At 36.4% G+C, this 26,819-nt stretch carries 22 protein-coding genes; 21 read left to right on the forward strand and 1 reads right to left on the reverse strand.

The annotated features are described in order from the left end of the window. Positions 1-62 precede the first annotated feature (62 nt). From PEDSA_RS18890 to PEDSA_RS19735, 15 genes are all read left to right on the forward strand, one after another. Positions 63-1,400 (forward strand): hypothetical protein, encoded by a 1,338-nt coding sequence (locus PEDSA_RS18890; RefSeq protein WP_013634772.1) that lies wholly within the window; start codon positions 63-65, stop codon positions 1,398-1,400. Between the two features lie 30 nt (positions 1,401-1,430). Further along, complete coding sequence (locus PEDSA_RS18895; protein ID WP_013634773.1) at positions 1,431-3,098, forward strand: glycoside hydrolase family 43 protein; 1,668 nt, start codon at positions 1,431-1,433, stop codon at positions 3,096-3,098. Positions 3,099-3,202: 104 nt separating this feature from the next. Beyond that, positions 3,203-4,225 (forward strand): LacI family DNA-binding transcriptional regulator, encoded by a 1,023-nt coding sequence (locus PEDSA_RS18900; RefSeq protein WP_013634774.1) that lies wholly within the window; start codon positions 3,203-3,205, stop codon positions 4,223-4,225. Between the two features lie 151 nt (positions 4,226-4,376). After that, positions 4,377-5,408: a GntR family transcriptional regulator gene (locus tag PEDSA_RS18905; protein WP_013634775.1), complete on the forward strand. Its 1,032-nt coding sequence runs from the start codon at positions 4,377-4,379 to the stop codon at positions 5,406-5,408. 84 nt (positions 5,409-5,492) lie between these two features. Beyond that, positions 5,493-6,569, forward strand: a complete 1,077-nt coding sequence (gene rhaT / locus PEDSA_RS18910) for an L-rhamnose/proton symporter RhaT (RefSeq protein ID WP_013634776.1) — start codon at positions 5,493-5,495, stop codon at positions 6,567-6,569. A gap of 33 nt (positions 6,570-6,602) precedes the next feature. Continuing rightward, positions 6,603-8,723: a bifunctional rhamnulose-1-phosphate aldolase/short-chain dehydrogenase gene (locus PEDSA_RS18915; RefSeq protein WP_013634777.1), complete on the forward strand. Its 2,121-nt coding sequence runs from the start codon at positions 6,603-6,605 to the stop codon at positions 8,721-8,723. A gap of 290 nt (positions 8,724-9,013) precedes the next feature. Continuing rightward, positions 9,014-10,288, forward strand: coding sequence for a TIM barrel protein (locus PEDSA_RS18920; RefSeq protein ID WP_013634778.1), 1,275 nt, complete (start codon positions 9,014-9,016; stop codon positions 10,286-10,288). Then, positions 10,289-11,653, forward strand: coding sequence for an FGGY-family carbohydrate kinase (locus PEDSA_RS18925; RefSeq protein ID WP_013634779.1), 1,365 nt, complete (start codon positions 10,289-10,291; stop codon positions 11,651-11,653). A 175-nt stretch (positions 11,654-11,828) separates the two neighbouring features. After that, positions 11,829-12,551, forward strand: a complete 723-nt coding sequence (locus PEDSA_RS18930; protein WP_013634780.1) for an ATP-binding cassette domain-containing protein — start codon at positions 11,829-11,831, stop codon at positions 12,549-12,551. Between the two features lie 55 nt (positions 12,552-12,606). Beyond that, positions 12,607-13,335, forward strand: coding sequence for a gliding motility-associated ABC transporter permease subunit GldF (gene gldF, locus PEDSA_RS18935; protein WP_013634781.1), 729 nt, complete (start codon positions 12,607-12,609; stop codon positions 13,333-13,335). Beyond that, entirely contained in the window at positions 13,329-15,011 is a 1,683-nt protein-coding gene (gldG, locus tag PEDSA_RS18940; RefSeq protein WP_013634782.1) for a gliding motility-associated ABC transporter substrate-binding protein GldG, read from the forward strand. The genes gldF and gldG overlap by 7 nt, the downstream gene beginning before the upstream one ends. A gap of 42 nt (positions 15,012-15,053) precedes the next feature. After that, positions 15,054-16,178, forward strand: coding sequence for a DNA polymerase III subunit beta (dnaN, locus tag PEDSA_RS18945; RefSeq protein WP_013634783.1), 1,125 nt, complete (start codon positions 15,054-15,056; stop codon positions 16,176-16,178). A gap of 85 nt (positions 16,179-16,263) precedes the next feature. Continuing rightward, entirely contained in the window at positions 16,264-16,971 is a 708-nt protein-coding gene (locus PEDSA_RS18950; RefSeq protein WP_013634784.1) for a DUF4397 domain-containing protein, read from the forward strand. Positions 16,972-17,015: 44 nt separating this feature from the next. After that, a complete protein-coding gene (locus PEDSA_RS18955; RefSeq protein ID WP_013634785.1) occupies positions 17,016-17,660 on the forward strand; it encodes a DedA family protein in 645 nt (214 codons plus the stop codon). Positions 17,661-17,811: 151 nt separating this feature from the next. Beyond that, a complete protein-coding gene (locus tag PEDSA_RS19735) occupies positions 17,812-18,402 on the forward strand; it encodes an ankyrin repeat domain-containing protein (protein ID WP_013634786.1) in 591 nt (196 codons plus the stop codon). A gap of 36 nt (positions 18,403-18,438) precedes the next feature. Here PEDSA_RS19735 and PEDSA_RS18965 read toward each other — a convergent pair whose 3' ends face one another. Further along, positions 18,439-19,404: a zinc dependent phospholipase C family protein gene (locus tag PEDSA_RS18965; RefSeq protein WP_013634787.1), complete on the reverse strand. Its 966-nt coding sequence runs from the start codon at positions 19,402-19,404 to the stop codon at positions 18,439-18,441. Positions 19,405-20,809: 1,405 nt separating this feature from the next. On the opposite strand from PEDSA_RS18965, the gene rpsT reads away from it, so the two are divergent. The 6 genes from rpsT (at position 20,810) to rny (ending at position 26,781) form a co-directional block, all read left to right on the forward strand. After that, entirely contained in the window at positions 20,810-21,061 is a 252-nt protein-coding gene (gene rpsT, locus PEDSA_RS18975; protein WP_013634789.1) for a 30S ribosomal protein S20, read from the forward strand. A gap of 94 nt (positions 21,062-21,155) precedes the next feature. Beyond that, entirely contained in the window at positions 21,156-21,860 is a 705-nt protein-coding gene (radC, locus tag PEDSA_RS18980; RefSeq protein WP_013634790.1) for a RadC family protein, read from the forward strand. A gap of 100 nt (positions 21,861-21,960) precedes the next feature. Beyond that, the gene (gene pheT / locus PEDSA_RS18985) at positions 21,961-24,360 is read left to right on the forward strand and encodes a phenylalanine--tRNA ligase subunit beta (RefSeq protein ID WP_013634791.1); all 2,400 of its coding nucleotides are present in this window, start codon (positions 21,961-21,963) and stop codon (positions 24,358-24,360) included. 6 nt (positions 24,361-24,366) lie between these two features. Further along, on the forward strand, positions 24,367-24,657 hold the full coding sequence (locus PEDSA_RS18990; protein WP_013634792.1) for a phenylalanyl-tRNA synthetase subunit beta: 291 nt from the start codon (positions 24,367-24,369) through the stop codon (positions 24,655-24,657). 25 nt (positions 24,658-24,682) lie between these two features. Beyond that, positions 24,683-24,979 (forward strand): cell division protein ZapA, encoded by a 297-nt coding sequence (locus tag PEDSA_RS18995; RefSeq protein ID WP_013634793.1) that lies wholly within the window; start codon positions 24,683-24,685, stop codon positions 24,977-24,979. Between the two features lie 239 nt (positions 24,980-25,218). After that, on the forward strand, positions 25,219-26,781 hold the full coding sequence (gene rny, locus PEDSA_RS19000) for a ribonuclease Y (RefSeq protein WP_013634794.1): 1,563 nt from the start codon (positions 25,219-25,221) through the stop codon (positions 26,779-26,781). Positions 26,782-26,819: the final 38 nt, after the last annotated feature.

Consider the following 26,819-nt stretch of genomic DNA (forward strand, 5'->3'; position numbering starts at 1 on the left):
GAAAGAGAAGGCATATTTTTCTTTGTACAATCTGTAGTTAAATAACAATATGCAATTAATATATGAGAAAGCTATTCATTTTATTTTTAGTCTTGTTTGCTATTACAGTAGCACAAGCTAATAACGTTAAAATATCCAGCTTGGCTGAACTGAATAAATATGCACAAGAAGATAATCAGACAATAGTGCTGAAGTCTGGTATTTATAATTTGTCAGATTATCTGAATGCAGATTCCATAACAGCCAAAATTACCAGAAAAGACTATCCTTATTTTACCTTTCGCGGTAATAACAACACATTTGTTTTGAAAGGCGTAAAACTGATTATAGATACCCGTTTGAGGGAGCAATTAAAATTTCCCATCCACACCAACGAAATTATAATAAAAGGCAATGATAATGTTTTTGAAGGCCTCGAAATTACAGAAACAGAAAACGGGTTATCACCAGGAGGTGCAGTACTTGAAATAGCCGGAAAAGGAAATACCATAAAGAATTTTAATATACTGGTGAAAGGTTCGTATCCTTATGGTTACGGTGACCTTTTTGGAAAAGGTGGACCTGATGTAATCAGGCATAAAAAGCAGAGTGGTTTTCTGATAACCGGAAGTTATACTAAAGTTTATGATGTACGGTTGATCATGAGAGCTTACGGACATGGTTTTTTTATACAAAAGGACGCAGGTAATATTCATTTTGAGAATTGCTATGTGGAAGGCGAACTGAGAAAAACAGACGATGTTTTAAAAGAAAATTCAGGCCCAGCCTTCGGCGTAAATTTTAGAACATGGACAGCCAACCGCGAAGGAAAATATGTGGTTACTCCCGGTTATATGAAGTCTTTATGCGAAGATGGCTTTAGAACCTATGGACAAAACAAAAATATCTCTTTTAAAAACTGTACTGCTAAAAATACCAGAGGCGGTTTTGAGTTAAGAACCAACGGCGGAGTGGAATTGGACAATTGTACAACTATAGGAACCGAAAGAGCTTATTGGGTAGGGAATAACGCCATTATCAAAAAATCTAAGGGAGACGCCAATTACGGGCCATTAATTTTTGTGGAGGGCAGTAATGTGGATGTAGAACTGGAACTATTACCTTACGAATCAGATAGAATAGTACACGCCTTAGCTACTATACAAGGCAGAAACAATAAAGTAATCCTGTTCGCTAAAAAAGAAAGGAAACAGGACTTACCTGTTCTGGTAGGTTATACACATCCGGAGCATGGAGAATCAATGTCGCCTTACGGAGAGGCGGCGGCTGTTAATTTACAGTTGATTAATAAAACCAATATGCCCATAGTTGTTGGGAGAGAAGGTGCTGATTCTCGAATTCAGACAAAGGGAAAAGTTATAGATAATCAAGGTCGATCTATTGTAATACAGCAATTATAGGTCATTCATTAAAATTATAAATAATAGAATATGAAACAGATTTTTAGTTATTTATATGCAGGACTTATTTTTGTAAATCTATATTCCTGTAATAATAATCCACAAGAAAAAATAGAAATTCTACAAGATACCATAAGTTATGTTTCTAAAGTCTGGGTTGCAGATAATGGTGACGGAACATATAAAAATCCAATTCTTTTTGCAGACTATTCGGATCCGGATGCGATTAGGATTGGTGACGATTTTTTCATGACTGCTTCCAGCTTTAACAGTTCACCTGCGTTGCCCATACTACATTCAAAAGATTTGGTGAACTGGAAAATTGTGAACCATGCGCTTCCGAAACAAACAGAAGCAGTTTATAATTTGCCACAGCATGGAAAAGGTGTTTGGGCGCCAAGTATGGTATACCATGATAAAGAATTAAGGATTTATTACGGCGATCCTGATTATGGTGTATATATGCTAAAAACTAAAGATCCTTTTGGAAAATGGGAAGAGCCCGTATTGATAATGAAAGCGAAAGGAATTATAGATCCTACAGTTTTATTCGATGACGATGGGAAGGTGTATATGACAATAGCTTGGGCGGGAAGTCGGGCTGGTATGAATAGTATATTAACTGTTTATCCTTTAAATGCGGATGGTACGAAAGTAGTAGGAGAAGGTAAGCATGTCTTTGACGGGCATGAAAAGCACCATACCGTAGAAGGCCCTAAGCTTTTTAAAAGAAATGGCTATTATTACATCTCAGCGCCTGCCGGTGGGGTAGAAACAGGCTGGCAATTGATATTACGTTCGAAGAATATTTATGGTCCTTATGAAGAAAAGGTGGTATTGCATCAGGGAAATACGCAGATAAACGGCCCACATCAGGGATCTTTGGCAGAAACGGCTCAGGGAGAAACCTGGTTTATTCACTTTCAGGATAGAGGTGTTTATGGCAGAATCTTACATTTGCAACCCGTAGAATGGAAAGATGGATGGCCTTTGATAGGTAAGGACATCAATAATGATGGAATAGGAGAGCCGGTACTTAGTTATAAGAAACCAAACATTGGAAAAAACTATCCTATAAATACTCCACAGGAAGACGATGAGTTCAATACAGACAGATTAGGCTTACAGTGGCAATGGCATGCTAATGAAGACATCAGATGGAGTGTGAATTTGGCAAATACCGGTTACTTACGTTTATTAGCTATACCTATGCCGGCAGAAACCAAAAATTTATGGAACATTCCTCATTTATTGCTGCAAAAATTCCCTGCCGAAGGGTTTACAGCTACAACAAAAGTAAAACTGACTATAGAATGGGATGTATGGCAATCTAAAAAAGCAGGTTTGCTGGTTATGGGAAACGATTATAGCTATCTGTCTATCCAAAAAGATGCTAAGGGGTATTTGGTAAATCAAATGGTTTGTTTCGATGCAGCAAATGGCACCGGGGAAAAAAGTAATGCTATACAAAGGTTGAAATCTAACGAAGTTTACTTACGTGTTAAAATTAAATCTTCAGATGCCCGATGCCAATTTAGTTATAGCGAAGACGGTGTGAATTTTAATGATATAGGGCCAGAATTTCAGGCCAAGCCTGATAAATGGATAGGAGCCAAAACGGGGATATTTGCAGCAAGTGATAGTGACGTACGTATAGGAGGCTATGCGGATTTTGATTGGTTTAGGATAACTAAATAGTCTGTAATAGACTTTAGTTAGTTGAATATTGAATTCAGATAATTATTGTAACTTTAGAACAAAACTTGTTTGTAGCTATCTAAATAGGTTTATTAAGGTATTTAATGAAGAAAAAGATTACGATAGGGAATATAGCTGAACAATTGGGTGTTTCTAAAACAACAATATCCTTTGTTTTAAATGGAAAAGCCAGGGAAAAGCATATCAGCGAAAGTCTGGAAGAGAAAATCCTTCAGCATATTGAGAAAGTAGGATATAGACCAAATCAATTTGCACAAGGTCTTAGAAGTGGGAAAACAAAAATTATAGGTATGCTAGTGGAAGATATCTCTGATCCTTTTTTCTCTTCTGTGGCCAGACAAATTGAAGAAATAGCTTATAAAAAAGGATATAAAATTATCTATTCCAGTACAGAGAACGAGACAGAAAAAGCTAAAGATTTAATAGAAATATATAGAAGCAGGCAGGTTGATGGGTATATTATTGCTCCTCCCCCCGGATTGGAAAAAGAAATCAATGATTTATTAGATGATAATTTGCCAGTTGTTATTTTTGATAGAACTATACATGATGTGGATACCAATACTGTTCTAGTAAATAATTATGCAAGTGCATATGATGCGGTAGCACACTTTATTGAAGGTGGGTATAAAAATATAGCTATGGTAACATTGTCTTCAGATCAGGAGCAAATGTTGGAGAGGATGGAAGGATATATAGATGCCTTGAAAAGAATAAAAGGCGTACCGCTAATTAAAAAGGTAATATATCACGATCGAAAGGAAACCAGTGTGAAAGAAATACAGGATTTTTTAGTTTCCAATAAGCAAATTGATGCCGTATTTTTCGCTACTAACTACATTGCTGATAGTGGATTGGAATCTATTAAAAACCTGAATCTGAATATCCCAAATGATTTAGGAGTAATTGTATTTGATGATCATCAATTATACAGATTGTTTTCCCCGCCTTTAACTGCAGTTTCGCAACCAATTAAGGCAATCGCCGAAAACTCAATAAATATCATGTTAGAGATTCTCGATGGAAGAAGATCTTTGAAAGATAAGAAAAGTGTAGTTCTGGATAACACACTGATGGTTAGAGGATCTTCTTTGAAGAGGAATTAGGTGTGTTAATCAATCTTGACTCATTGAGCAAATGCTACTGCTTTATTTTTAATTTAATAATTTTGGTAAAAAAGCGTGATTTTTACAAACAACGAACTAAACCCGTCTTTTTTTTATAAATTGACAGTCTGTTTTTTTGAGTTGTTTTAACATGAAAGCATCCGATTTTTTAAACTTTATTTTTATAGACGAATATTCTGCTACCCCGAAGTATCTTCAACTCAGTTATTCTATAATAGCGGCAATAGAGGATGGTAAAATAACCAAAGATGATTTACTACCTTCGATAAATGAATTGAGCTATCTGTTGGAAATATCGAGAGATACAGCTGAAAAAGGATACAGATACCTGAAAAAGATGGGGGTAATTGTTTCTGTTCCAGGAAAGGGATATTATGTCTCTACTGAAGAGATCAAAAAGAAAATCAAGGTCTTTCTGCTTTTTAATAAGCTTTCGGCACATAAAAAAATAATATATGACTCTTTTGTCTCTTCGTTGGGAGAAGATGCAACAATAGATTTTTATATCTATAACAATGATTATTCTTTGTTTAAAAAACTTATCAAAAATAAAAACAACGATTATTCTCACTATGTTATTATTCCTCATTTTGTAGAGGGAGGGGAGAATGCTCATGAAATTATCAATACTATTCCTAAAGAAAAACTTATTCTTTTAGATAAGAAGCTCAATAAGATTGAGGGGGTGTATGGTGCTATTTATGAAGATTTTGAAAAAGATATTTATTCTGCGCTTGATGAGGTAAAGGAAAGGTTGGCAAAATACGAAACTATTAAAATCATTATTCCCGAAAAAAGCTATTTTCCTAAAGAGATTGTAAATGGCTTTAAGCGGTTTTGCCAGCAATATGCGTTTAACTATAAGGTGATTAAAAATATTCAGGATGAAGTACTACATAAAGGAGAAGTGTATATAAACCTGATGGAAGACGATCTGGTGGCGATTATAGAAAAGGCAATTTCGCAAGATCTGCAAGTGGGAGGGGATATCGGGATAATATCCTATAATGAAACGCCGTTGAAAAGATTGATTTTAAATGGTATAACAACCGTTTCTACAGATTTTAAAGCTATGGGAGCCATGGTTGCAGAGATGATTAAAAGCCAGAAGCCGGAACATGTAGCTGTCCCTTTTAAAGTTAATTTGCGCCCGTCTTTATAGTAATTTTGCTAGCCGGGCATAACAGTGCATGACAGACGTATTGAGTTAACTATTTATTTTAGTCAAACTCAATTACAATCATAAATGCATACGATACTCGGAATTATTTTTCATTTTATTGGAGGTTTCGCATCAGGAAGCTTCTATATCCCTTACAAGAAAGTAAAGGGATGGGCGTGGGAAAGCTATTGGATAATTGGTGGACTGTTTTCATGGCTTATTGTACCTCCCTTAGCTGCTTATCTAACCATTCCAGGATATATAGATATTATAAAACACACGAATGGAAACATTCTATGGCTAACTTATTTCTTTGGCGTATTGTGGGGAATTGGCGGTTTGACATATGGTTTGGGCGTACGTTATTTAGGTGTAGCATTAGGTAGTTCGATCATTCTGGGATTATGTTCTGTGTTTGGTTCATTAATTCCGTCTATTTATTACGATATTAACCCTTCTCCAGGAAAAGACTCCTTTTCAGATTTATTACACAGTTCCTGGGGGCAGATGGTACTGCTTGGCATCATAGTTTCTGTTATAGGAATTATTATTTGCGGTAAAGCCGGTGTGATGAAGGAAAAAGACTTAAAAGAAAAAGATGGAGGAGAAGAAAATACAGAATATAAAGTAGGTCTAGGTTTAACTGTAGCGATTATTTCTGGTATTCTGAGTGCTTGTTTTGCTTTCGGGATTGACGCAGGAAAAGATATGGCGCATGAAGCTAATAATGCATGGAAAGCCTTAAATCCGGGGCAAGGAGAATTTTTGTACCAGAACAACGTAACTTATGTTATTATTCTTCTTGGTGGTTTAACGACCAACTTGATATGGTGTTTATACCTTAACTCTAGAAACAAAACATTTGGAGATTATACCAATTCAAAAACTCCATTAATTAAAAACTATATTTTCTGTGCTTTAGCTGGTACTACCTGGTTTTTACAGTTCTTTTTCTATGGAATGGCAGAAAGTAAACTTGGTAACGGAGCCAGTTCCTGGATACTTCACATGGTGTTTATAATTCTTATTGCAAACACTTGGGGATTAATACTTAAAGAATGGAAGGGAGTGAAGAAATCCACCATCGTGACATTGGCATTTGGTATTGCCATCTTATTACTTTCTGTTTTGGTTGTAGGATATGGTAATTCGATTAAATAACAAAAAGCAAATTAATTATATATAGAATAGAATATGTCTGTTAAAACAACAAGTTTTAAACATGTAAGCTACTTATGGGATGAAGCGGAAGCTGCTAAATTAGCAGGTGACGAAGTAGCTTTATTAATTTATCGCTCAAACTTATTGGGTGCTGATCTGAGATTGACTAACTATGGTGGAGGAAATACTTCTTGCAAAGCAATGGCTAAAGATCCGTTGACAGGTGAAGAAACTGAAATCATGTGGATTAAAGGTTCTGGTGGTGATATCGGCACTTTAACTAAAAGTGGTTTGGCGGCACTTTACGTAGACAGATTAAGAAGCCTTAAAAACGTTTATAGAGGTATTGAGCATGAGGATGAAATGGTGGAATTGTTTAACCACTGTATTTATGACTTAGCTTCTAAAGCACCTTCAATTGATACTCCGCTACATGGTTTTTTACCATTCAAACATATCGATCACTTACATCCCGATGCGGCTATCGCTATCGCGGCAGCAAAAGACGGAAAGAAAATTACACAAGAATTGTTTGGTGGAACAATTGGCTGGGTAGAGTGGCAAAAACCAGGTTTCGATTTAGGTTTGCAGTTGAAACAATGTTTAGACGAAAACCCTGGAATCAGAGGAATCATGTTAGGTTCTCATGGTTTATTTACCTGGGGTGATACAGCTTACGAAAGCTATGTGAACACCTTAGAGGTTATCGAAAAATGCGCTGAGTATCTAGAGGCTAACTACGGCAAAAAAGGACCTGTATTTGGTGGTCAGAAAGTAGAAAGCCTTGCTGTAGAAGATAGAAAAAAACAAGCTGCTAAGATAGCTCCAATCTTAAGAGGTTTCTGCTCTAGCGAAAGACACATGATCGGTCATTTCACAGACGATGCAAGAGTATTGGAGTTTATTAATTCGAACGATTTGGAAAGGTTAGCTCCGCTGGGAACAAGCTGTCCAGATCACTTCTTAAGAACCAAGATTTCTCCTTTAGTTTTAGATTTAGCAAAAGACGAGGATTTGTCAGATGTAGCAGCAATCAAAGAAAGATTGGCTCCTTCATTTGAAGCTTATCGTCAAATGTATACTGATTATTACAATACTTGTAAACACGATAACAGCCCGGCTATCCGCGATGCTAATCCGGTAATTATTTTATATCCGGGAGTAGGTATGTTTGCTTTTTCTAAAGATAAGCAAACGGCAAGGGTAGCGGCAGAGTTCTATACAAATGCCATTAATGTCATGAAAGGTGCAGAAGCAATTTCTGAATATACTTCATTACCAAGACAAGAAGCTTTCAATATAGAATACTGGTTATTGGAAGAAGCAAAGTTACAACGTATGCCTAAACCTAAGGCGCTATCAGGAAAAATTGCTCTAATAACAGGTAGTGCTGGTGGTATAGGTAAAGCTATTGCAAAGAAATTTGTAAAAGAGGGCGCTGTAGTCGTATTGAACGATATGAATGCTGAACGTTTGGAAAGCGCTGGTGAAGAATTCAAAAAAGAATTCGGACGTGATTCTTACGCAACAGCTATCCTAGATGTAACTAAAGAAACACAAATAGAAGCAGCATTAGAAGAGGCAGCTTTGGCTTTTGGCGGCGTGGATATCATTGTGAACAATGCAGGATTATCCATCTCTAAAACCATTGAAGATCATACTGAAAAAGATTGGGATATTTTATATGATGTACTGGTGAAAGGCCAGTTCTTTGTAACACAGGGCGCTGTAAAAGTATTAAGAAAACAAGCAATTGGTGGGGATATTATCAATATTGTGAGTAAAAATGCTTTAGTTAGCGGACCGAACAATGCGGGTTACGGAAGTGCTAAATCTGCGCAATTGCATTTAAGCAGATTGAATGCTGCGGAATTAGGTGCTGATCATATTCGTGTTAACGTAGTCAATCCAGATGCTGTAATTTCAGATAGTAATATCTGGGCAGGCGGATGGGCAGAAGGAAGAGCAAAAGCTTATGGAATTACTGTAGCTGAGCTTCCTGCATATTACGCTAAGCGTACATTATTGAACGAGATTATTTTACCGGACGATATTGCAAATGCATGTTTCGCATTTACCGGTGGCTTACTAAATAAGTCGACAGGAAACGTATTAAACGTTGATGGTGGTGTCGCCATGGCATTTGTAAGATAGCTAATAAGTTTTAAGTAATAAGTCTGAGGTCCAAAGTGGGAGTGTCTGAAAAGTGTTAACTGTCACCCCGAACTTGATTCGGGATCTGTTGACTGAGCGGAATTTTGAAAAGTGGGTCATTAATCGCTTCCACCAGCCCAGAGATGCTGAATCAAATTCAATATGACAAAAGATAGTGCTTTTTGGACCTAAGACTTTTAATTTAAGAAACTGTAATATTATAAATAGCACAATCCTGCTTCCCTCTCTTTCGGAGAGGGGTTGGGGGTGAGGCTCTAAATACTAAAAAGATGCTAATAGAAACTAATCAGATTGAGCAACATAACCAGGGAAATCTGGCGACTCACCAAAGGAATTTTAACTTCATTTCAGAGAATATTTCTAATATCGAAGAAATTGTAGAAAAGTTAAAAGTATTTCAAATCGCTATTCCTTCCTGGGCTTTAGGAACGGGAGGAACACGTTTTGGACGTTTTTCTGGTCCGGGTGAACCAGGAACGTTAGAACAAAAGATAGACGATGTAGGTTTATTGCATAAGCTAAACCAATCCAGCGGTGCAATTTCATTGCATATTCCCTGGGATATTCCTTCGGATGCAGAGAAAATCAAAGCGTTAGCTGCATCTCATGGTTTAGGTTTTGATGCGGTTAACTCCAATACTTTCCAGGATCAAAAGGGACAAGAGCATAGCTATAAATTTGGATCGTTACACCATGTAGATCCTAAGGTTAGAAAGCAAGCTGTAGATCATAATATCGAAGTAATTAAACACGGGATTGCTTTAGGGTCTAAATCATTAACAGTTTGGTTAGCAGATGGATCTTCTTTTCCTGGGCAATTAAACTTCCGCGAAGCTTTCCAAAATACATTAGAGTCTTTAAAAGAAATCTATAAGCATTTACCATCTGACTGGAAAATGTTCGTAGAATATAAAGGTTTTGAACCGAATTTTTACTCTATGACAATTGCAGATTGGGGACAGTCTTTATTGTTAGCCAATAAATTAGGCGAGAAAGCTTATACACTGGTAGATTTGGGTCATCACCAACCAAATGTGAATATTGAACAGATTGTTTCTTTATTATTGATGGAAGGTAAGTTGGGTGGTTTCCATTTTAATGATTCTAAATATGCTGATGATGATTTAACTGCTGGGGCGATTAAACCTTATCAGTTATTTTTGATTTTCAACGAACTGGTTGATGGTATGGATGCAAAAGGAATAGACCATGCGACAGGTTTAGGTTGGATGATTGACGCATCTCATAACTTAAAGGATCCATTGGTAGATTTACTACAATCTGTAGAAGCTATAAAAATTGCATATGCACAAGCATTATTGGTTGATAGAAAAGCTTTAAAAGAAGCACAACAAGCTAATGATGTAGTAAAAGCCCAAGAGATTTTACAAGATGCTTTCAGAACCGATGTGCGTTCTATTGTGGCAGAATCAAGATTAAGAGCCGGTGCGGCGTTAGACCCTGTTCAGGCTTTTAGAGATTTAAAGGTAAGAGAAAAGTTGACAGAAGAAAGAGGAGCTGTTACAATAGCAACTGGATTATAGATGAGTAAGAAACCCGTAATAGCAGTTTTTGACGTGGGTAAAACCAATAAAAAATTGTTCTTATTTGACGAGCATTATCGTATTGTATACGAAAAATCTGCTCGTTTTATAGAAACTGTAGACGAAGACGGAGATCCTTGCGAAAACCTGGAAAGCCTGAGGCTTTCGGTTTTTGATTCTTTGTCGGAAGTCTTAAGAAAGGAAGAGTTTGATATCAAAGCACTCAACTTTTCTACATATGGTGCAAGTTTTGTGTATGTGGGAGAAGATGGTTTACCTGTTGCTCCGCTGTATAATTATTTGAAACCATATCCAGATAATCTTTTAAAACAATTTTATAACACCTACGACGGAGAAGAAGAGTTTGCAAAAAGCACTTCTTCTCCCGTCCTTGGGAGCTTAAATTCTGGTATGCAACTTTATAGAATAAAGCACGAGAAGCCGGAGTTGTTTAAAAAGATAAAATATGCATTGCATTTACCGCAATACTTAAGTTATTTGGTGACGGGAAAGGTGTTTACTGATATAACCAGTATTGGTTGTCATACCAATTTATGGGATTTTCAAAAGAATGATTACCATAGATGGGTATATGAAGAAGGAATTGCAGAGAAATTTGCGCCTATTTTGCCGGGGGATCAGGTTTTAGAAACGGCTTTTCAGGGACATGCTTTTAAAGTGGGGGCTGGACTGCATGATAGCTCGGCCGCTTTGATACCTTATCTGGAGAATTTCCATGAGCCGTTTATCCTGCTTTCCACAGGAACCTGGTGTATTTCCTTAAATCCGTTTAATAGTAATCCTTTGACTTTAGAAGAGTTAAAGCAGGATAGTTTATGCTATATGAATTATAAAGGTACTCCAGTGAAGGCATCCCGTCTTTTTGCAGGGTACGAACATGAGCAGGAAGCGAAACGAATAGCTGAGCATTTTGCAATTGGCAGTTCGTCTTTTAAAACGGTAAAATATAATCCTGAATATATAGCCCGACTAAAGGCTAAATTGCCACAAGGAGATGATATCCGGTTTGCTGATAGAGATCTTTCTGTTTTTGAAAATTCCACAGAAGCTTATCACCAATTGATTATGGATATTGTTAAACAGCAAGAAAAATCGACTAAGCTGGCCATACAGGATAGCGGCGTTCGAAGAATTTTTGTGGATGGTGGTTTTGGTAATAATGATATTTTTATGCATTTAATTGCAAATGCTTTCCCCGGTGAAGAATTGTTTGCAGCGTCGATGGCTCAGGCAACGGCAATGGGAACGGCTATAGCTATCCATAAATCATGGAATCGGACACCGATTTCGGGAAATATTATCGAATTGAGATTTTATCCGAGAAGTGCTGAGGAAATTGCTTAGACAATTTCTTTAAGCAGAAAAGCTAAACCGCCAAATAATTTATTTGGCGGTTTCTTTTGTCTTGGCCCTTCTACCTTATTCTTTTATCTTTACTCTTTGTCTTTGTTTTTTATTTATAAAAATAGAAAGCCCGAAGAATTCTCTGCCAAAATAAAATTGTACCTATATTTGTTAAGTGAGCATAATTGTAGAAAACCTAACGAAGTGTTATGGTAAGCAAAAAGCTGTAGATCAGATATCTTTTCATGCAAATCCGGGGGAAGTTTTAGGTTTCCTTGGCCCAAATGGGGCAGGAAAGTCTACAACAATGAAGGTTCTAACGGGATATATACCTCAAACTTCAGGAAAAGTAAGCATATGTAGTCTTTCGTTGGAAGAATCACCTCTGGAAATCAAGAAAAAAATAGGATACCTTCCGGAAAACAATCCTTTATACCATGATATGTATGTGAAGGAGTTTTTGGATTTTATAGCGGATTTACATCAGATTTCTCAAAAGAAGGAACGTATTGCAGAAGTTATAGGCATTACGGGGCTCGGTCCCGAACAAAATAAAAAGATAGGAGATTTATCTAAAGGATATAAGCAACGGGTTGGGATTGCGCAGGCGATAATACATAATCCGGAAGTTTTAATCCTGGATGAACCTACCTCGGGCTTGGATCCCAACCAGTTGATAGAAGTGAGATCATTGATAAGAGAACTCGGGAAAACGAAGACTGTTATTCTTTCTACGCATATTATGCAGGAAGTAGAAGCCATTTGTCAGCAAGTAGTTATTATTAATAAAGGGAAAATAGTAGCTAATGATAGTTTAGCTAATTTGTTGGCCATGCACAATGAAACTTCTATCGAGCCTATTTTTGTGAAACTCACAAAGGTAGATTCAAGTGGGTAATAATCAAATATCAAGATGTTGAATTTTAATTTTTGATTTTAGACTTTTTCAAAACATGAATACAATTATTTACAAAGAGCTTTCCGCATATTTTAGTTCTTTGGCTGCATATGTAACCATTGCCATTTTTCTTGTGGTGCTGGGACTCTTTTTGTGGGTTTTTCCCCAATCGAGTATTTTGGAATATGGCTATGCCAGCTTAGATTCGCTTTTTGGAACTATTCCTTATTTATTTATGTTTTTGATTCCTGCGATTAGTATGCGTTCCTTTTCGGAGGAAAAGAAGGAGGGAACTTTTGAACTTTTAGCAACCAAACCATTAACAGATTGGCAGATTCTTTTGGGTAAGTTCTTTGCGATTTTACTTGTGGTTTTAATAGCCTTATTACCTACTTTGGTGTATTATACTTCTGTATATCAGTTAGGGAATCCGGTAGGGAATATAGATACAGGAGCCGTTATAGGATCATATGTTGGATGTGTTTTATTGGCATCCGTTTTTACGGCTATTGGCGTCTTTTCTTCTTCTATAACAAAAAATCAAATTGTGGCATTTGCCATAGCTGTATTTCTTTGCTTTTTCTTTTTTAACGGGTTTAATTCACTGAGTCAGCTTTTATCATTACAATATATCTCCTTTTTTATAAGCAATTTGGGAGTAGACGAACATTATCAATCTGTTGGCAGAGGCGTTTTAGATACACGTGATTTAGTTTATTTTATCAGCGTGTCGGCAATCTTTTTAGTAATTACCAGAACAATATTGAGGAGCAGAAAATGGTAAACCAAAAGAAAAAAGATATACAATATTTATTGGTTGCGCTAGTAGCTATTGCTGTACTGAATATCTTATCAGGGTACTTTTTTACCCGCATAGATTTTACTGCTGAAAAGAGATTCACATTGTCTGCTGTTACAAGAGGGATATTGAAAGATATAAAGAAACCAATTAGGATTACTGTTTTTTTAGATGGTGAGTTTCCTGCTGGTTTTAAGAGATTACAAAAAGAAACCCGCGATATTTTATACGATCTCAAGGCCTATTCTTCTGCAAATATTGAAATTGATTTTATAGATCCGAGTTGGGGGAGAAATGAACAGGAACAGCAAGCTTTCTTTGAAGAACTTTATCAAAGAGGTTTAGAACCTACTAACTTAAGTGTAAAAACAGACAATGGCCTTTCTCAAAAAATAATTTTTCCGGGGGCTTTAGTTTCTTATGATGGCAATGAAATTCCGGTAAAATTGCTGCAAAGCAGAATGGGAATTGGACCGGATGAGGTGTTGAATAATTCTATCCAGAATCTGGAATATGCTTTTATTTCAGCCATCAAGAAAGTAATCTCTGGAGGAAAACCAAGGGTAGCGTTTACAGAAGGGCATGGAGAACTATCCGATACGGAATTGCAGGATGCGATGAGAAGCTTAAGTGATGGTTATGAGGTTGGTCGTATTGATCTTTCGGAAGCAACTCAAGAAGGGTTGAATAAATTGGCCGCATTGATTATCCCAAAACCAAATACTGGTTTTTCGGAATTGGAGAAAATAAAGATTGATCAATTTCTGGTAAATGGAGGAAAGGTTTTTCTGGCAATCGATCAGGTTCATGCCGAATTGGATAGTATGCAACGGGGGGCTGGCGAGCAGTTGGCTTTCCAGCGAGAGTTAAATCTGGATGATCAGCTCTTTAAATATGGTGTTAGGGTAAATTACGATTTGATTGGCGATATGAACTGTCTTCATATCCCCTTAAATGTGGGTAATGTTGGCGGGCAGGGCCAGATACAAATGGTTCCCTGGTTATTTTATCCGATTATTATGCCATTGTCAAATCATCCTTTGGTGAAAAACCTTGAGGGGATTAAAACGCAATTTATAAGCTCAATAGATACCATAGAGACGAAAGGTTTGGTTAAACAAGTCTTATTGAAAACTTCGCCCTTTAATAGAACACTGCAAGCGCCAACTTTGATTTCTTTAAATATGGTAGAGGAAGTTCCAGATCCTCAAAAATTCAGAAGTGAACCCAAAGCAGTTAGTGTCCTGGTGGAAGGAAAGTTTGAATCGGTGTTTAAAAACAGGCCTATACCTGAGGGATTCCGTAAATCGGATTTTAAGGAGCGAAATAAAACAGGAAAGCTTTTGGTTTTTAGTGATGGAGATGTCTTAAGAAACCAGATTGGGCAAGATGGCTCTGTTTTTCCATTGGGTTTTGACCGTTACACTTCTCAAACATTTGGAAATAAAACTTTTTTGTTGAATATTGTAGATTACTTTGCAGATGATGCCGATTTGATTTCACTAAGATCGAAAGAAATAAAATTAAGATTATTAGATAAAGGAAAGTTAAAGGAGCAAAAGCTAAATTGGCAAATTATTAATACAGTCGTTCCGGTTGCATTGTTGATTTTATTCGGTATTTTTCAACATATTTACCGTAAACGGAAGTATGCCAGTTAAAATTTATAAATTTGATACGAACAAGTAAAATATAATCCGATAATGAGATTCATCGTTTCTACAACTACCTTACTAAAGCACTTGCAGTCTGTAAGTGGCGCTTTAAGTAGCAGTGCTGTATTACCTATTTTAGAAAATTTTTTATTTGAAATAAAAGAAGGAAATCTGATCATCTCTGCGACGGATTTGCAGACAAGCATGATAACTTCTTTGGCAGTTGAAGCAAAAGAAGGTGGAAAGATTGCTGTTCCTTCTAAAATTTTATTAGATACGCTAAAGACTTTACCAGAGCAGCCAATAGCTTTCTCTGTAGATGAGCAGACCTATGCGATAGAGATTAGTGCTGGGGATGGTAAATATAAACTAAGTGGAGAGAATGGCGAAGATTTTCCTAAAATCCCTACTGTAGATGAGGCGTCTACAGTTAATTTACCTGCATCCGCTTTGTCAGAAGCTATAAACAAAACTATTTTTGCTGTAAGTAATGACGAGCTTCGCCCTGCAATGACCGGGGTTTTCTGTCAATTGTCTCCCCAAGACATCACATTTGTTGCTACAGATGCACATAAATTAGTAAGATACAGAAGAAAAGATACTAAATCCGAGTCGTCGACTTCTTTTATTTTACCTAAAAAGGCATTGAACTTATTGAAATCGGCTTTGCCTTCGGAAGATGTAAATGTTGCTGTAGAATATAATTCTACAAGTGCATTTTTTAAATTCGCAAATATCAGTTTAATCTGTCGTTTAATAGATGAAAGATATCCTGATTACGAGGCAGTTATTCCACAAAATAATCCTAATAAGTTGATTCTGGATAAAAGCTTGTTTTTGAACTGTCTGAAAAGGGTAGTAATCTTTGCGAATAAAACTACACATCAGGTGAGATTGAAAATCAGCGGAAGCGAATTACATATTTCTTCTGAAGATTTAGATTTTGCAAATGAAGCCCACGAACGTATCGGCTGTCAATATAACGGCGAAGATATGGAAATTGGTTTCAATGCTAAATTTCTGATAGAAATGTTAAATAATATTTCCGGGGATGAGGTGACATTGGAGATGTCCACACCGAACAGAGCAGGTTTACTATTCCCAAGTGTTACGGATGAGAATGAAGATGTTTTAATGTTGGTAATGCCGGTTATGTTGAATAACTACGCATAAACATTGTATAAAATATTAGCAAAAAGCCTGATGCCCTAAACCTCAGGCTTTTTTGTTGTATATTTAGTCCCAAATTGGTATGATAATGAAAAAGGCATTAAGTAAAGTTGCTGGATTTTTTGTGTTAGCAGTGCTGTTGTTTACTTCTTGTTCGGAAAATTCTGAGGTTGGTACTATAGGCAGAGCCCAGGTTGCCGTGTTTAATTTAGTTCCCCAGAAAGACTCTTTTAACTTATATTTAGATACCAATAAGGTAACCAACGCATTGGCTTATGCAGGATATCATGCGTATGATACGGTTGCAGCTGGAAGAAGAAATGCCAAATTGTTTTCGAATGTAAAAGATTCTGTTGTTTTGTCTAAAGATTTATACCTGAACCCTTATCGGGATTATTCTTTCTTTTTGGTTCCCTCTGATTCTACAAATACCGGATTATCTTATGTGGCTACAGTAGATTATCTAAGTGAACCCAATGTAAAGACAAATGCAAAAATCCGTTTTATTCATCTCTCTCCGGATGAAAAAGGGATAGATTTTTATACCAAATTAGGTGAGGCGGAAGAGAAGAAGACTTTTTCCAATGCTGTATATCAGTCTGCCTCTCCGTTTCAAGAGATTAAAGCAGGTGCCTATAATTTTAGGTTGACTCCTTATAATGTAACGGATCAGGTGGTAGTATCAGCTTCAAATGTGGTTTTGGAAGCAAAGAAAGTGTACACTGTTTTTATCTCTGGACTAAAAGCAGAAACAGGGAACTATTCTCAACAACTGACAGTTGTCCAAAACAGATAAATTTTAATTCCTTCATATTACACACCATTATAAAATAATACAACGTGGAACTTATCACTTCATTAATTGATTTTATCCTTCACATAGACAAACATTTAAGCGAAATTATTAGAGACTATCAGGTTTGGACTTATTTAATTCTTTTTCTTATCATTTTTGCCGAAACAGGTTTTGTAGTAACGCCTTTTCTACCCGGAGATTCTTTATTATTTGCTGCAGGAGCGTTAATTGGAGCGGGGGATACAGGTTTAAGTATCTATTTATTGGCCTTGCTGTTATTTATAGCTGCTGTGCTGGGAGATACGGTGAATTATGAAATTGGCAAGTACTATGGTGCCAAAGCTTTTAGTGGCAAGATTAAGTTTCTAAAAAAAGAATATCTCACAAAAACTCAGGACTTTTTTGCCAAGCATGGAGGAAAGACCATTATTTATGCAAGGTTTGTTCCCATTGTAAGAACGTTCGCTCCCTTTGTAGCGGGTATTGGAGAAATGACTTATAAAAAATTTATTTCTTTTAATGTTGTGGGTGGATTTGTTTGGGTTGGAATTTTTCTTTTTCTAGGATACTTCTTCGGAAATATGGCGTTTATTCAGAAAAACTTCAGTCTCGTTATTCTTGTAATCATCTTTATTTCTTTATTACCTGCGGTTATAGAAATCGTAAGAGGTAAGAATAAAACTGCTTAGTATATAGAAAGATAGTGTTAGGTGTTATTGTGGGTTTTGTTCTACTGTCTGGGAAATATTGTTCCGTCTGTTTTTTAGTTCAATGTGGGTAGGGATGCCTTCGTTGTAGGTTTTTTGATATGGCATATTTATTTCTGAGGGGAAGATTGTTATGAAGAAGTTGTTAGTTGTTATGTCATTATGTGCGTTGTCCGTAATGGCTTTTGCACAAGATAATATATTTTTAGCTGCTAAAATGAATAATGTCCAGTCTTTGCAGTTTTATAAAGAACAAGGTGTATCGTTAGATACATTGGACGTGATTGGATTTTCTCCGCTTTTTTTGGCGATTTACAACAATCAACAGGATGCTTTTGAGTATTTATTAGAGGCAGGTGCGTCTATGATTTTGCCGGACAAAAGTGGGAATTGCCCTTTAATGGGAGCAATATTTACCTCAAATGAGGATTTCGTTTCTTTGTTGTTGGATAAAGGAGCCAATGTAAATCAGTCGAATAATAATGGAACTACTCCGCTTATGCTTGCTGTAACCTTACAAAGGATAGATATTATCAAGATTTTGCTTTCTCATAAGGCAAAGACCAATAAAAAAGACATTTCGGGGAACGACGCCTTAGGTTTAGCCAAATCTATGGGGAATCAGGAAGTGATAGATTTGCTTTCTTCTAAAAGAAGTAGAAAGCCGGAAAAGCAGCGTATTGTGGAAAAAAGTACATCAAATAGGGAAAGCTACGCTATATAACGAATAGTTGTTTAATGCTTTAAAGGGGAGATTGGTTTAATAGTCCATTCTCCCCTTTGCTTTTCCTTCGAGATAGAACTGATGTTCTGTTTCTGTCTCCTCGAGTTGTTTGGTATCAATATCTTTTCTGGAGATTCCTTTTAAATCAGGCTGTCCGGCATCTACCCATGCTGAATACCAAAAACACCCGGTGGTCAGAATTGCTTTTTTCATTTGTTCTTCCACCATCCCTTTTAAAGCCTCATGATAAGCCTTCGAGTACTCTTCGGAATATTGCTTTATTACCTTCCCGTTTCTTTCACTGTAATTGTACTTTCTGTCAGAAGGAAAGCTTTTGGTTACTCTTTTTTCGATATTGAGGGTAGAATCGACCAGAGAGAAAGTGTTTTTTACAATTTTCCAGGCTTCACCAATCGGACTATTTAAATAATAAGCTTTCCCAACAAAATAATCATAGGAATCAGCATATAGTTCCGGTAGGCGACTTTCCCAGAAGGAATGGATTCCAAGCTGACCCGTGAGTTGCCCGTTGTAATTTTCTGTAGTGTGTAATGGTACATGGGCATCTGCTATGTAATGCGATAAATCAGCAGATACTCTGATAATGTCCGATGAATCTTTCTGCTCAAAAGCTTTTACCAGTTTATAATAAGTTCGTTCAATTTCCCAGGGGACAGTTCCATATGCTTTTAACGTGTCTTCAGAATATTTTGCTACTGCATCTTTCCATAGTTTTGGTATACTGTCGAAAGGAGCCAAGCCAAAATGGTCCGCGTCCAGATAATGTCGGCTTGCTTCCAAAGAATCGACGTACCTTCTCTTGTCGGGATTCACCGCGTTTTCAGTGATTTGGTTGATATTGCTCTTATAAAATCCAATAAGTTCGGAAGGTAATGTGAATACAGCAAGTCTGGCTATTCTTTTGTGAGCGTAAAAGCCCCAAGAGCATAAAAAGATAATGCAGGAGAGCAATGCAAAAACTTTTATAGAAGTATGCTTCATAAACAAATGTAATGAATTCAGTTATCATTTCTCGATTGACTGGTGTCTAATCGTTCCAGGATTTGATTCCTCCAAGTGTATGTCTTTCACTTTTAATAATTGAGCCACCATAAATTACAATGTAAATTATTTATGAAGTTTGGCTATAGCACTTGTTGAATATACATAAAAAAGTCTCTTAAATAGAGCTGAGAGATGCAATTTATGAATGTAAGAGCGTGTTAAAAATTCATCTAATAATTTTTCATGACTCTTTTTGGTCCCGATGAATCCTTATCGTGTGGCCACAAAATAGGCTTACATTTCTGTTCGGGCAGGGTCTTTCTTTAAGACTAAAATTTACCCGGAAAATAGATTTGATTTATTAAGTGAGTATCCTGTCCAAAGGGTTTGATCATATTGGTAACCCTTCCAGTGGAATTGTCCTCTTTTTTATATAATTATGTTGTTGTTATAAAGTAGGGGTATAGTAAAGGAATAGGTATAGAATAGTACAAGGTATAAGCCGGATACCGTGGGGTATACGTGGATGAAAGGTGGATTATAGGTGGAGTTATAAAATTTTGGTTTGGGTAAATAGACAAAGTGAAAACAACTTTTAAAAGGCGTTAAAGACAAGGGGATTAAACATAATTCCAATTACTAATATACGCAAAAATAAAGACAAAAGGTATATGTCCTGAAGACCTGTAGATTGGACTTTTAATTTTTACAGGGCCTTCCGGTAAAAAATTAGACTTTAAACAAAGAGGGGTTTAAATGCTTATTTGCTTATCTCAGTGCTTCTAGAGAGACCCGTGGGATTTGTAGTTGTCCGGGTTTATTAATACTATTCAAATATTGTTCTGTTCAAGCAGGTTTTTCTGCAAGAAGACCCTGCGCCAGATCATTGAAACAGTATCCTTTTTAGATAACGTATAGATTTTTAGCCCTTATCGCAGTGGTCTCTCTATGAGAGACCACTGCTCGGAAGTAGGATTTGTTATTGTTCGAGGAACTTATAAAATCGTATAAGAAAGGCGCTATCAACCTTTTTGGACAAGCCATTATCTATTCGAGTTTCTAAATCATATCAGGCACAGTGGTTTTGAGGTGATAATGAGTCGGAGATTCTTCGTTATTTAATAATGCCTGTTAAAAATTCATCTAATAATTTTTTTATGACTCTTTTTGGTCCCGATGAATCGGGATTATGTTTTCTTGAGGTAGAAGCGCTGCTATCTCTTCAAAAACATGTCTCGTCTCGCTTAAAAATAGCTTATAAAAAAATACAATATAAATTTGAACAGGCTCTAAGAAATCAGAAAATAAAAAATTTTAAATCAGCACTTTGTATTTTGAAAATTTCAATCTATATTTGCATCCCCAATAGGGAAGATGTATTTAAGGAATAATAAGCTTAGAAATGGCAAATCATAAATCAGCATTAAAAAGAATTAGATCAAACGCAGCTAAACGCTTACGTAACAGATATCAAGCGAAAACAACTAGAACTTTTATCAAAAGATTACGTAGTGCAGCGTCAAAAGAAGAAGCGGTAGCTTTATTACCAAAAGTTACTTCTATGTTAGACCGTTTAGCAAAAAACAACGTAATACATAAAAATAAAGCAGCTAACAACAAGTCTAAATTGACTAAGTTAGTTAACTCTTTATAAGAATATACAAGATATTCCTTTTATCCGAAAAGCGAGGCTTGTTTGAGTCTCGCTTTTTGTTTTTTATTTTGTGGAATATTTGTAGATTCAGTAAATGAATCCACATTATAAACCACATATTCCTATTACCACCTGGGCCGAAGAAGACAGGCCCCGAGAGAAACTGCTCCTACATGGCAGACGAACTCTGTCCGACTCTGAACTGATAGCGATTCTGATCGGTTCGGGAAGTAAAAACGAGTCGGCGGTAGATCTCAGTAAAAGAATTCTCAATCACTATCAGAATAATTTAGATGCGTTGGGCCGACTTTCGGTACAGGAGCTTTCTAAATTTAAAGGTATTGGAGAAGCTAAGGCAATTTCCATTATTGCCGCTTTGGAATTAGGGCGTAGGAGGAAAGATGCAGAAAACGAGCAGCTGCATAGTAAAATAACTTCCTCTTTTGATGTTTATAAATTGTTGTCTTCGCATTTTTTCGATTTATTACATGAGGAGTTCTGGATTGTCCTATTAAACAGGACCAATAGAGTCCTTTCGAAAGTGTTAATTTCAAAAGGCGGCCAATCAGCTACGGTATCTGATCCTAAGATTATTTTTAAATCTGCTTTGGAGCACAATGCTTCTTCAATTGTGCTCGCGCATAATCATCCTTCTGGAAATTTGAAGCCGAGTTCCGCGGATTTGCAATTGACCAAGAAAATGGTTGAAGGTGGAAAAATACTGGATATCGGTGTATTGGATCACTTGATTTTTGCAGAGAGAAAATATTTTAGTTTTGCGGATGAAGGTTTGATGTAGCTGCATTTTTTTCATTTTTGTCAATTACTTCTGATTTATTGCTAGCTATACTTTTCATAGGCGGTTAAAATTCCTATTTTTGCCGTTCAGAAAAGATATAATGAAAATCTCATATAATTGGTTAAAGCAATTTTTAGATATTAACTCAACACCAGAGGAGATTTCTAAAATATTGACAGCTATAGGTTTAGAGGTAGAAAGCTTGGAAAAGGTGCAAGCCGTACCGGGTGGATTAGAAGGTTTGGTGATTGGCTATGTAAAAGAAGCGATTCAACATCCTAATGCAGATAGATTAAGGGTTACTAAAGTAGATGTAGGTCTTGGAGAAGATTTACAGGTAGTTTGCGGTGCTCCTAATGTTTCAGCGGGACAAAAAGTAGTAGTCGCAACGGTAGGTACCACTGTGTATCCAAATACGGGAGAGCCCTTCAAAATCAATAAATCCAAAATCAGGGGAGAGGTGTCTGAGGGAATGATTTGTGCAGAGGACGAAATCGGTTTGGGTGAATCTCATGATGGGATTATGGTTTTAGCCGACGATGCTAAAATTGGGATGCCTGCAAAAGAATTCTTTAATCTGAATGATGATTATTTATTTGAGATCGGTCTGACTCCAAACAGAGCTGATGCTGCTTCTCATTTAGGTGTGGCAAGAGATATAGCCGCATTTCTGGAAATACCTGTAAAGAAATCGGATGTTGAAGCCTTTAAAATTGAATCAACAGTATCTCCTATTGTTGTGGAGGTTGCCGATGAAAATCTGGCACAGAGGTACAGTGGTGTTAGTATTTCCGGAATATCGGTTAAAGAATCACCACAATGGTTAAAAGAAAAACTTGCTGTTATTGGCGTAAGAAGTATTAATAATGTTGTAGATGTGACTAATTATGTTTTACATGACTTGGGACAGCCTCTACATGCTTTTGATGCCAAAGAAATAATAGGTAATAAAGTTGTTGTGAAGACGGCTGAGGAAGGAAGATCTTTTGTAACCTTGGATGGCGTAGAACGTAAATTGACTGCCAGTGATCTAATTATTTACAATGCCGAAGAACCCATGTGTATTGCTGGAGTTTTTGGCGGATTGAATTCGGGAGTTAAGGAGTCTACAACAGATATATTTTTAGAAAGTGCCTATTTTAATGCTGTTTCTGTAAGAAAGACATCAAAGAGATTTGGACTAAAAACAGATTCTTCTTTTAGGTTTGAAAGAGGTACTGATCCTGAAATTACAGTTTATGCTTTGAAAAGAGCTGCTTTACTAATTCAGGAAGTTGCAGGAGGTACGATCTCTTCTGAGATTTTTGATCATTATCCGAAGCCTGTGACTGATTTTAAGGTTAATCTGTCTATAAATCATGTAAACCGATTGATAGGGCAGGAAATTGGAGAAGAAAAGATAAAATCTATTATCCGTAGTCTTGGTATCCGTATTTTGTCTGAAAATGATGGCGAATTAAGCTTAAGTGTGCCGTCTTACAAAGTGGACGTAACAAGAGATGTGGATGTGATTGAAGAGGTACTTAGGATTTATGGTTACGATAATATTGCGATTCCCAATAAAGTAAATGCATCGTTAAATTATACTTCAAAACCAGATAGAGAAAGTGTACAACAAACAATCTCTGATTTGCTTTCTGCTAATGGATTCTACGAAATACTCTCCAACTCGTTGACTAAGTCTGCATATTCAAAAGATTTAGACCATGCCGTGAAGATTTTAAATCCATTAAGTTCTGATTTGGATGTGATGCGCCAGTCTATGATCTTTTCTGGGCTGGAAGCAGTGGCTTATAATAGTAATCGTAAAAATTCCGATCTGAAATTCTATGAGTTTGGAAAGATTTATGCGGTTTATGAAGATAAATATGTAGAAACTCCTGAATTGGCTGTTTTTATTACAGGGAAAGCTAATCAGGCTACATGGAATTCATCTGCTGCTCATACAGATTTTTATAGTATCAAGTCTGTTGTCGACAATATTTTAGCCCGATTGAATATTGTGAATCTGAATTCTGATGAGTTAAATGATGAAGATTTTGCATATGGGGTGAAGTATAATAAGGGGCAGAAAACTTTGGTTAAATTTGGTGCTGTTTCTGGCTCTGCATTGAAACAGGCGGATGTTGATAAGCCAGTTTTTGCAGCAGTATTTGATTGGAATCTGGTCCTTACTGTTATCAGAAGTAATAAAATCACTTACAAAGAGGTTTCTAAGTTTCCTGCTGTAAGAAGAGATTTGTCTATGTTGATTGATACAAACGTTACTTTTGAGCAATTGAAACGTATTGCTGTGAAAACAGAAAAGAATCTTTTGAAAGCTGTAGATGTTTTTGATGTTTATCAGGGAGATAAATTGCCGGCAGGTAAAAAATCCTACGCATTGAGTTTTGTTTTACAGGATGAAGAAAAAACACTTGCTGATAAACAGATTGATGCAGTAATGCAAAAAATAATTCTTAACTTAGAAAAAGAATCAGGTGCAGAAATTAGAAAATAGCGATTTATGTCTGTTTTAGCAAAAAAATTAGATCATGTTCTGGACCGCACCCAGGATTTGATAAAATTGGCAAAGGCTTTACAGGAACATAATGACCTTTTAAGTCTTGAAAATCAATCCTTAAAGGTTGCTTTGACAACCAGTGAGGATAAACGAAAAGAGCTGGAAGAAACGGTTCGTGTTTTGAAGCTAGCGAAGAGTCTTGAAGGGACAAATGAAAAAACACTTGACATAAAACAAAAAATTAACGAATTTGTGCGGGAAATAGATAAATGTATTGTATTACTTAAAAAGTAATACATAGTGAAACAGAAACTCTAATATGGGAGATATCTCCATAAAGATAAATATTGCTGATCGTGTCTATCCTTTAAAGATAGATGCTGATGAAGAGGAATTAGTGCGGAGGGCTGCTAAATTGATAAATGACCGTATAAAAGAATTTCAGGAAAATTATGCGGTGAAAGACAAGCAAGATTTGCTTTCGATGTGTGTGCTGCATTATGCTACATCCTCTTTGAAAGCAGAAAAAAAGGCTAGTAACGAGGATACGGATCTGGCTGAGAAGGTTTACAATTTAGATAGCGTGTTGACAGATTTTTTTAGGGAAGATAAATAAATACATTCGTTCTTTATATATAAATGAGTTTTAAGAAATTTAACCGCAGTTAAATTTTAGGTTTCACTATTAAAAACTTAACGTTTCAATATCAAAAAAGGTAACTTACACAAGTTTTTGTTTTATCTTCGATAAGAAGATCATCCTGAAAACTTTTACCTTAAACCTGCAATTAGAAGTTTACAATACATGAAATCTAAAATTAATTGCGGTTTTTTTTTAAAATTTAAAAACACTTTATGGAATTTTTTATTTATCTCGCTATAGCCATTATTGCCTTCGGAGGAGGAGTTTTAGCTGGAAGATATTTGCTGAGACAGCTACTTAAACAGCAGGAAATTGCTGCCCAAACCAAAGTTAAAAAGATATTAAAAGACGCGGAAGTTAATGCTGAACTATTAAAGAAGAATAAACTTCTAGAAGCAAAGGAGAAATTTTTGCAGTTGAAAGCTGATCACGAACAGGAGGTTAACCAGCGTAACCAGGTTGTGGCACAGAAAGAAAATACTTTGAAACAAAAAGAACAATCTTTAAATCAAAAGCTGGAAAATCAAAACAGAAAAGAGCAGGAATTAGATAATCAGCGAAAAAAATTAGACCATCAACTTGAGATTGTTGAAAAGAAGCAAGAGGAGGTAGAGGCGCTTAAGGCTCAACATATCAAAGAATTGGAAAATGTAGCGGGGTTATCTGCTGAAGAAGCCAAATCTCAACTGGAAGCCAATTTGAAAGAGGAAGCCAGAACAAATGCTATGGTACATATTAAAGATATCGTAGACGAGGCTAAACTTACCGCTGCAAAAGAGGCTAAAAAAGTTGTAATACAGACTATCCAGAGAACTGCAACTGAATCGGCTATCGAAAATACTGTGTCAATCTTTAATATCGAAAATGATGAAATTAAAGGTCGTATTATTGGTAGAGAAGGTAGAAACATCAGAGCTTTAGAAGCGGCCACAGGAATTGAAATTATTGTTGATGACACACCTGAAGCTATTATTCTTTCTGGTTTTGATCCTGTGAGACGCGAAATTGCCCGTTTGGCATTGCACCGTTTGGTAACGGACGGTCGTATACATCCTGCGAGAATAGAGGAAGTTGTTGCGAAAACTCAAAAGCAAATTGAAGAAGAAATTGTAGAAATAGGTGAGAGGACTGTTATTGATTTGGGTATTCACGGTTTGCATCCCGAATTGATAAGGATGGTAGGTCGTATGAGATACCGTTCTTCTTATGGTCAGAACTTATTGCAACACTCCAGGGAGGTAGCTAACTTCTGTGCTACAATGGCCTCAGAATTAGGTTTAAATGCCAAATTGGCTAAAAGAGCTGGGCTTTTACATGATATTGGAAAGGTGCCAGACGACAATCCGGAATTACCTCATGCAATATTAGGTATGCAATTGGCAGAGAAATATAAGGAGCATCCTGATGTTTGTAATGCTATTGGTGCTCACCATGACGAAATTGAAATGACATCTTTAATTTCTCCAATTGTACAGGCCTGTGATGCTATTTCTGGCGCAAGACCAGGTGCAAGAAGAGAAGTAGTGGAAAGCTATATCCGCAGGTTGAAAGAGTTGGAAAGTTTGGCTATGTCTTATCCGGGAGTAGAGAAAACGTTTGCGATTCAGGCGGGTAGAGAGCTTAGGGTTGTTGTAGAGAGCGAGAAAATCAGCGATGCTCAATCAGAGATTTTAGCAGCGGATATATCCAACAGAATTCAAACAGAAATGACTTATCCGGGGCAAATCAAGGTTACGGTAATCAGAGAAACAAGGTCTGTGGCTTACGCGAAATAAGCCTTTAAGATTATATATTTTAATTTAAAAATGGATAA

It is taken from the genome of Pseudopedobacter saltans DSM 12145, from assembly GCF_000190735.1.
Taxonomy (GTDB): Bacteria; Bacteroidota; Bacteroidia; order Sphingobacteriales; family Sphingobacteriaceae; genus Pseudopedobacter; species Pseudopedobacter saltans.

Excerpts from the sequence above, each read along its gene's own strand:
- PEDSA_RS18890 (WP_013634772.1), top strand. The coding sequence starts at position 63 with ATGAGAAAGCTATTCATTTTATTTTTAGTCTTGTTTGCTATTACAGTA.
- PEDSA_RS18895 (WP_013634773.1), top strand. The coding sequence starts at position 1,431 with ATGAAACAGATTTTTAGTTATTTATATGCAGGACTTATTTTTGTAAAT.
- PEDSA_RS18900 (WP_013634774.1), top strand. The coding sequence starts at position 3,203 with ATGAAGAAAAAGATTACGATAGGGAATATAGCTGAACAATTGGGTGTT.
- PEDSA_RS18905 (WP_013634775.1), top strand. The coding sequence starts at position 4,377 with ATGAAAGCATCCGATTTTTTAAACTTTATTTTTATAGACGAATATTCT.
- rhaT (WP_013634776.1), top strand. The coding sequence starts at position 5,493 with ATGCATACGATACTCGGAATTATTTTTCATTTTATTGGAGGTTTCGCA.
- PEDSA_RS18915 (WP_013634777.1), top strand. The coding sequence starts at position 6,603 with ATGTCTGTTAAAACAACAAGTTTTAAACATGTAAGCTACTTATGGGAT.
- PEDSA_RS18920 (WP_013634778.1), top strand. The coding sequence starts at position 9,014 with ATGCTAATAGAAACTAATCAGATTGAGCAACATAACCAGGGAAATCTG.
- PEDSA_RS18925 (WP_013634779.1), top strand. The coding sequence starts at position 10,289 with ATGAGTAAGAAACCCGTAATAGCAGTTTTTGACGTGGGTAAAACCAAT.
- gldF (WP_013634781.1), top strand. The coding sequence starts at position 12,607 with ATGAATACAATTATTTACAAAGAGCTTTCCGCATATTTTAGTTCTTTG.
- gldG (WP_013634782.1), top strand. The coding sequence starts at position 13,329 with ATGGTAAACCAAAAGAAAAAAGATATACAATATTTATTGGTTGCGCTA.
- dnaN (WP_013634783.1), top strand. The coding sequence starts at position 15,054 with ATGAGATTCATCGTTTCTACAACTACCTTACTAAAGCACTTGCAGTCT.
- PEDSA_RS18950 (WP_013634784.1), top strand. The coding sequence starts at position 16,264 with ATGAAAAAGGCATTAAGTAAAGTTGCTGGATTTTTTGTGTTAGCAGTG.
- PEDSA_RS19735 (WP_013634786.1), top strand. The coding sequence starts at position 17,812 with ATGAAGAAGTTGTTAGTTGTTATGTCATTATGTGCGTTGTCCGTAATG.
- PEDSA_RS18965 (WP_013634787.1), bottom strand. The coding sequence starts at position 19,404 with ATGAAGCATACTTCTATAAAAGTTTTTGCATTGCTCTCCTGCATTATC.
- rpsT (WP_013634789.1), top strand. The coding sequence starts at position 20,810 with ATGGCAAATCATAAATCAGCATTAAAAAGAATTAGATCAAACGCAGCT.
- radC (WP_013634790.1), top strand. The coding sequence starts at position 21,156 with ATGAATCCACATTATAAACCACATATTCCTATTACCACCTGGGCCGAA.
- pheT (WP_013634791.1), top strand. The coding sequence starts at position 21,961 with ATGAAAATCTCATATAATTGGTTAAAGCAATTTTTAGATATTAACTCA.
- PEDSA_RS18990 (WP_013634792.1), top strand. The coding sequence starts at position 24,367 with ATGTCTGTTTTAGCAAAAAAATTAGATCATGTTCTGGACCGCACCCAG.
- PEDSA_RS18995 (WP_013634793.1), top strand. The coding sequence starts at position 24,683 with ATGGGAGATATCTCCATAAAGATAAATATTGCTGATCGTGTCTATCCT.
- rny (WP_013634794.1), top strand. The coding sequence starts at position 25,219 with ATGGAATTTTTTATTTATCTCGCTATAGCCATTATTGCCTTCGGAGGA.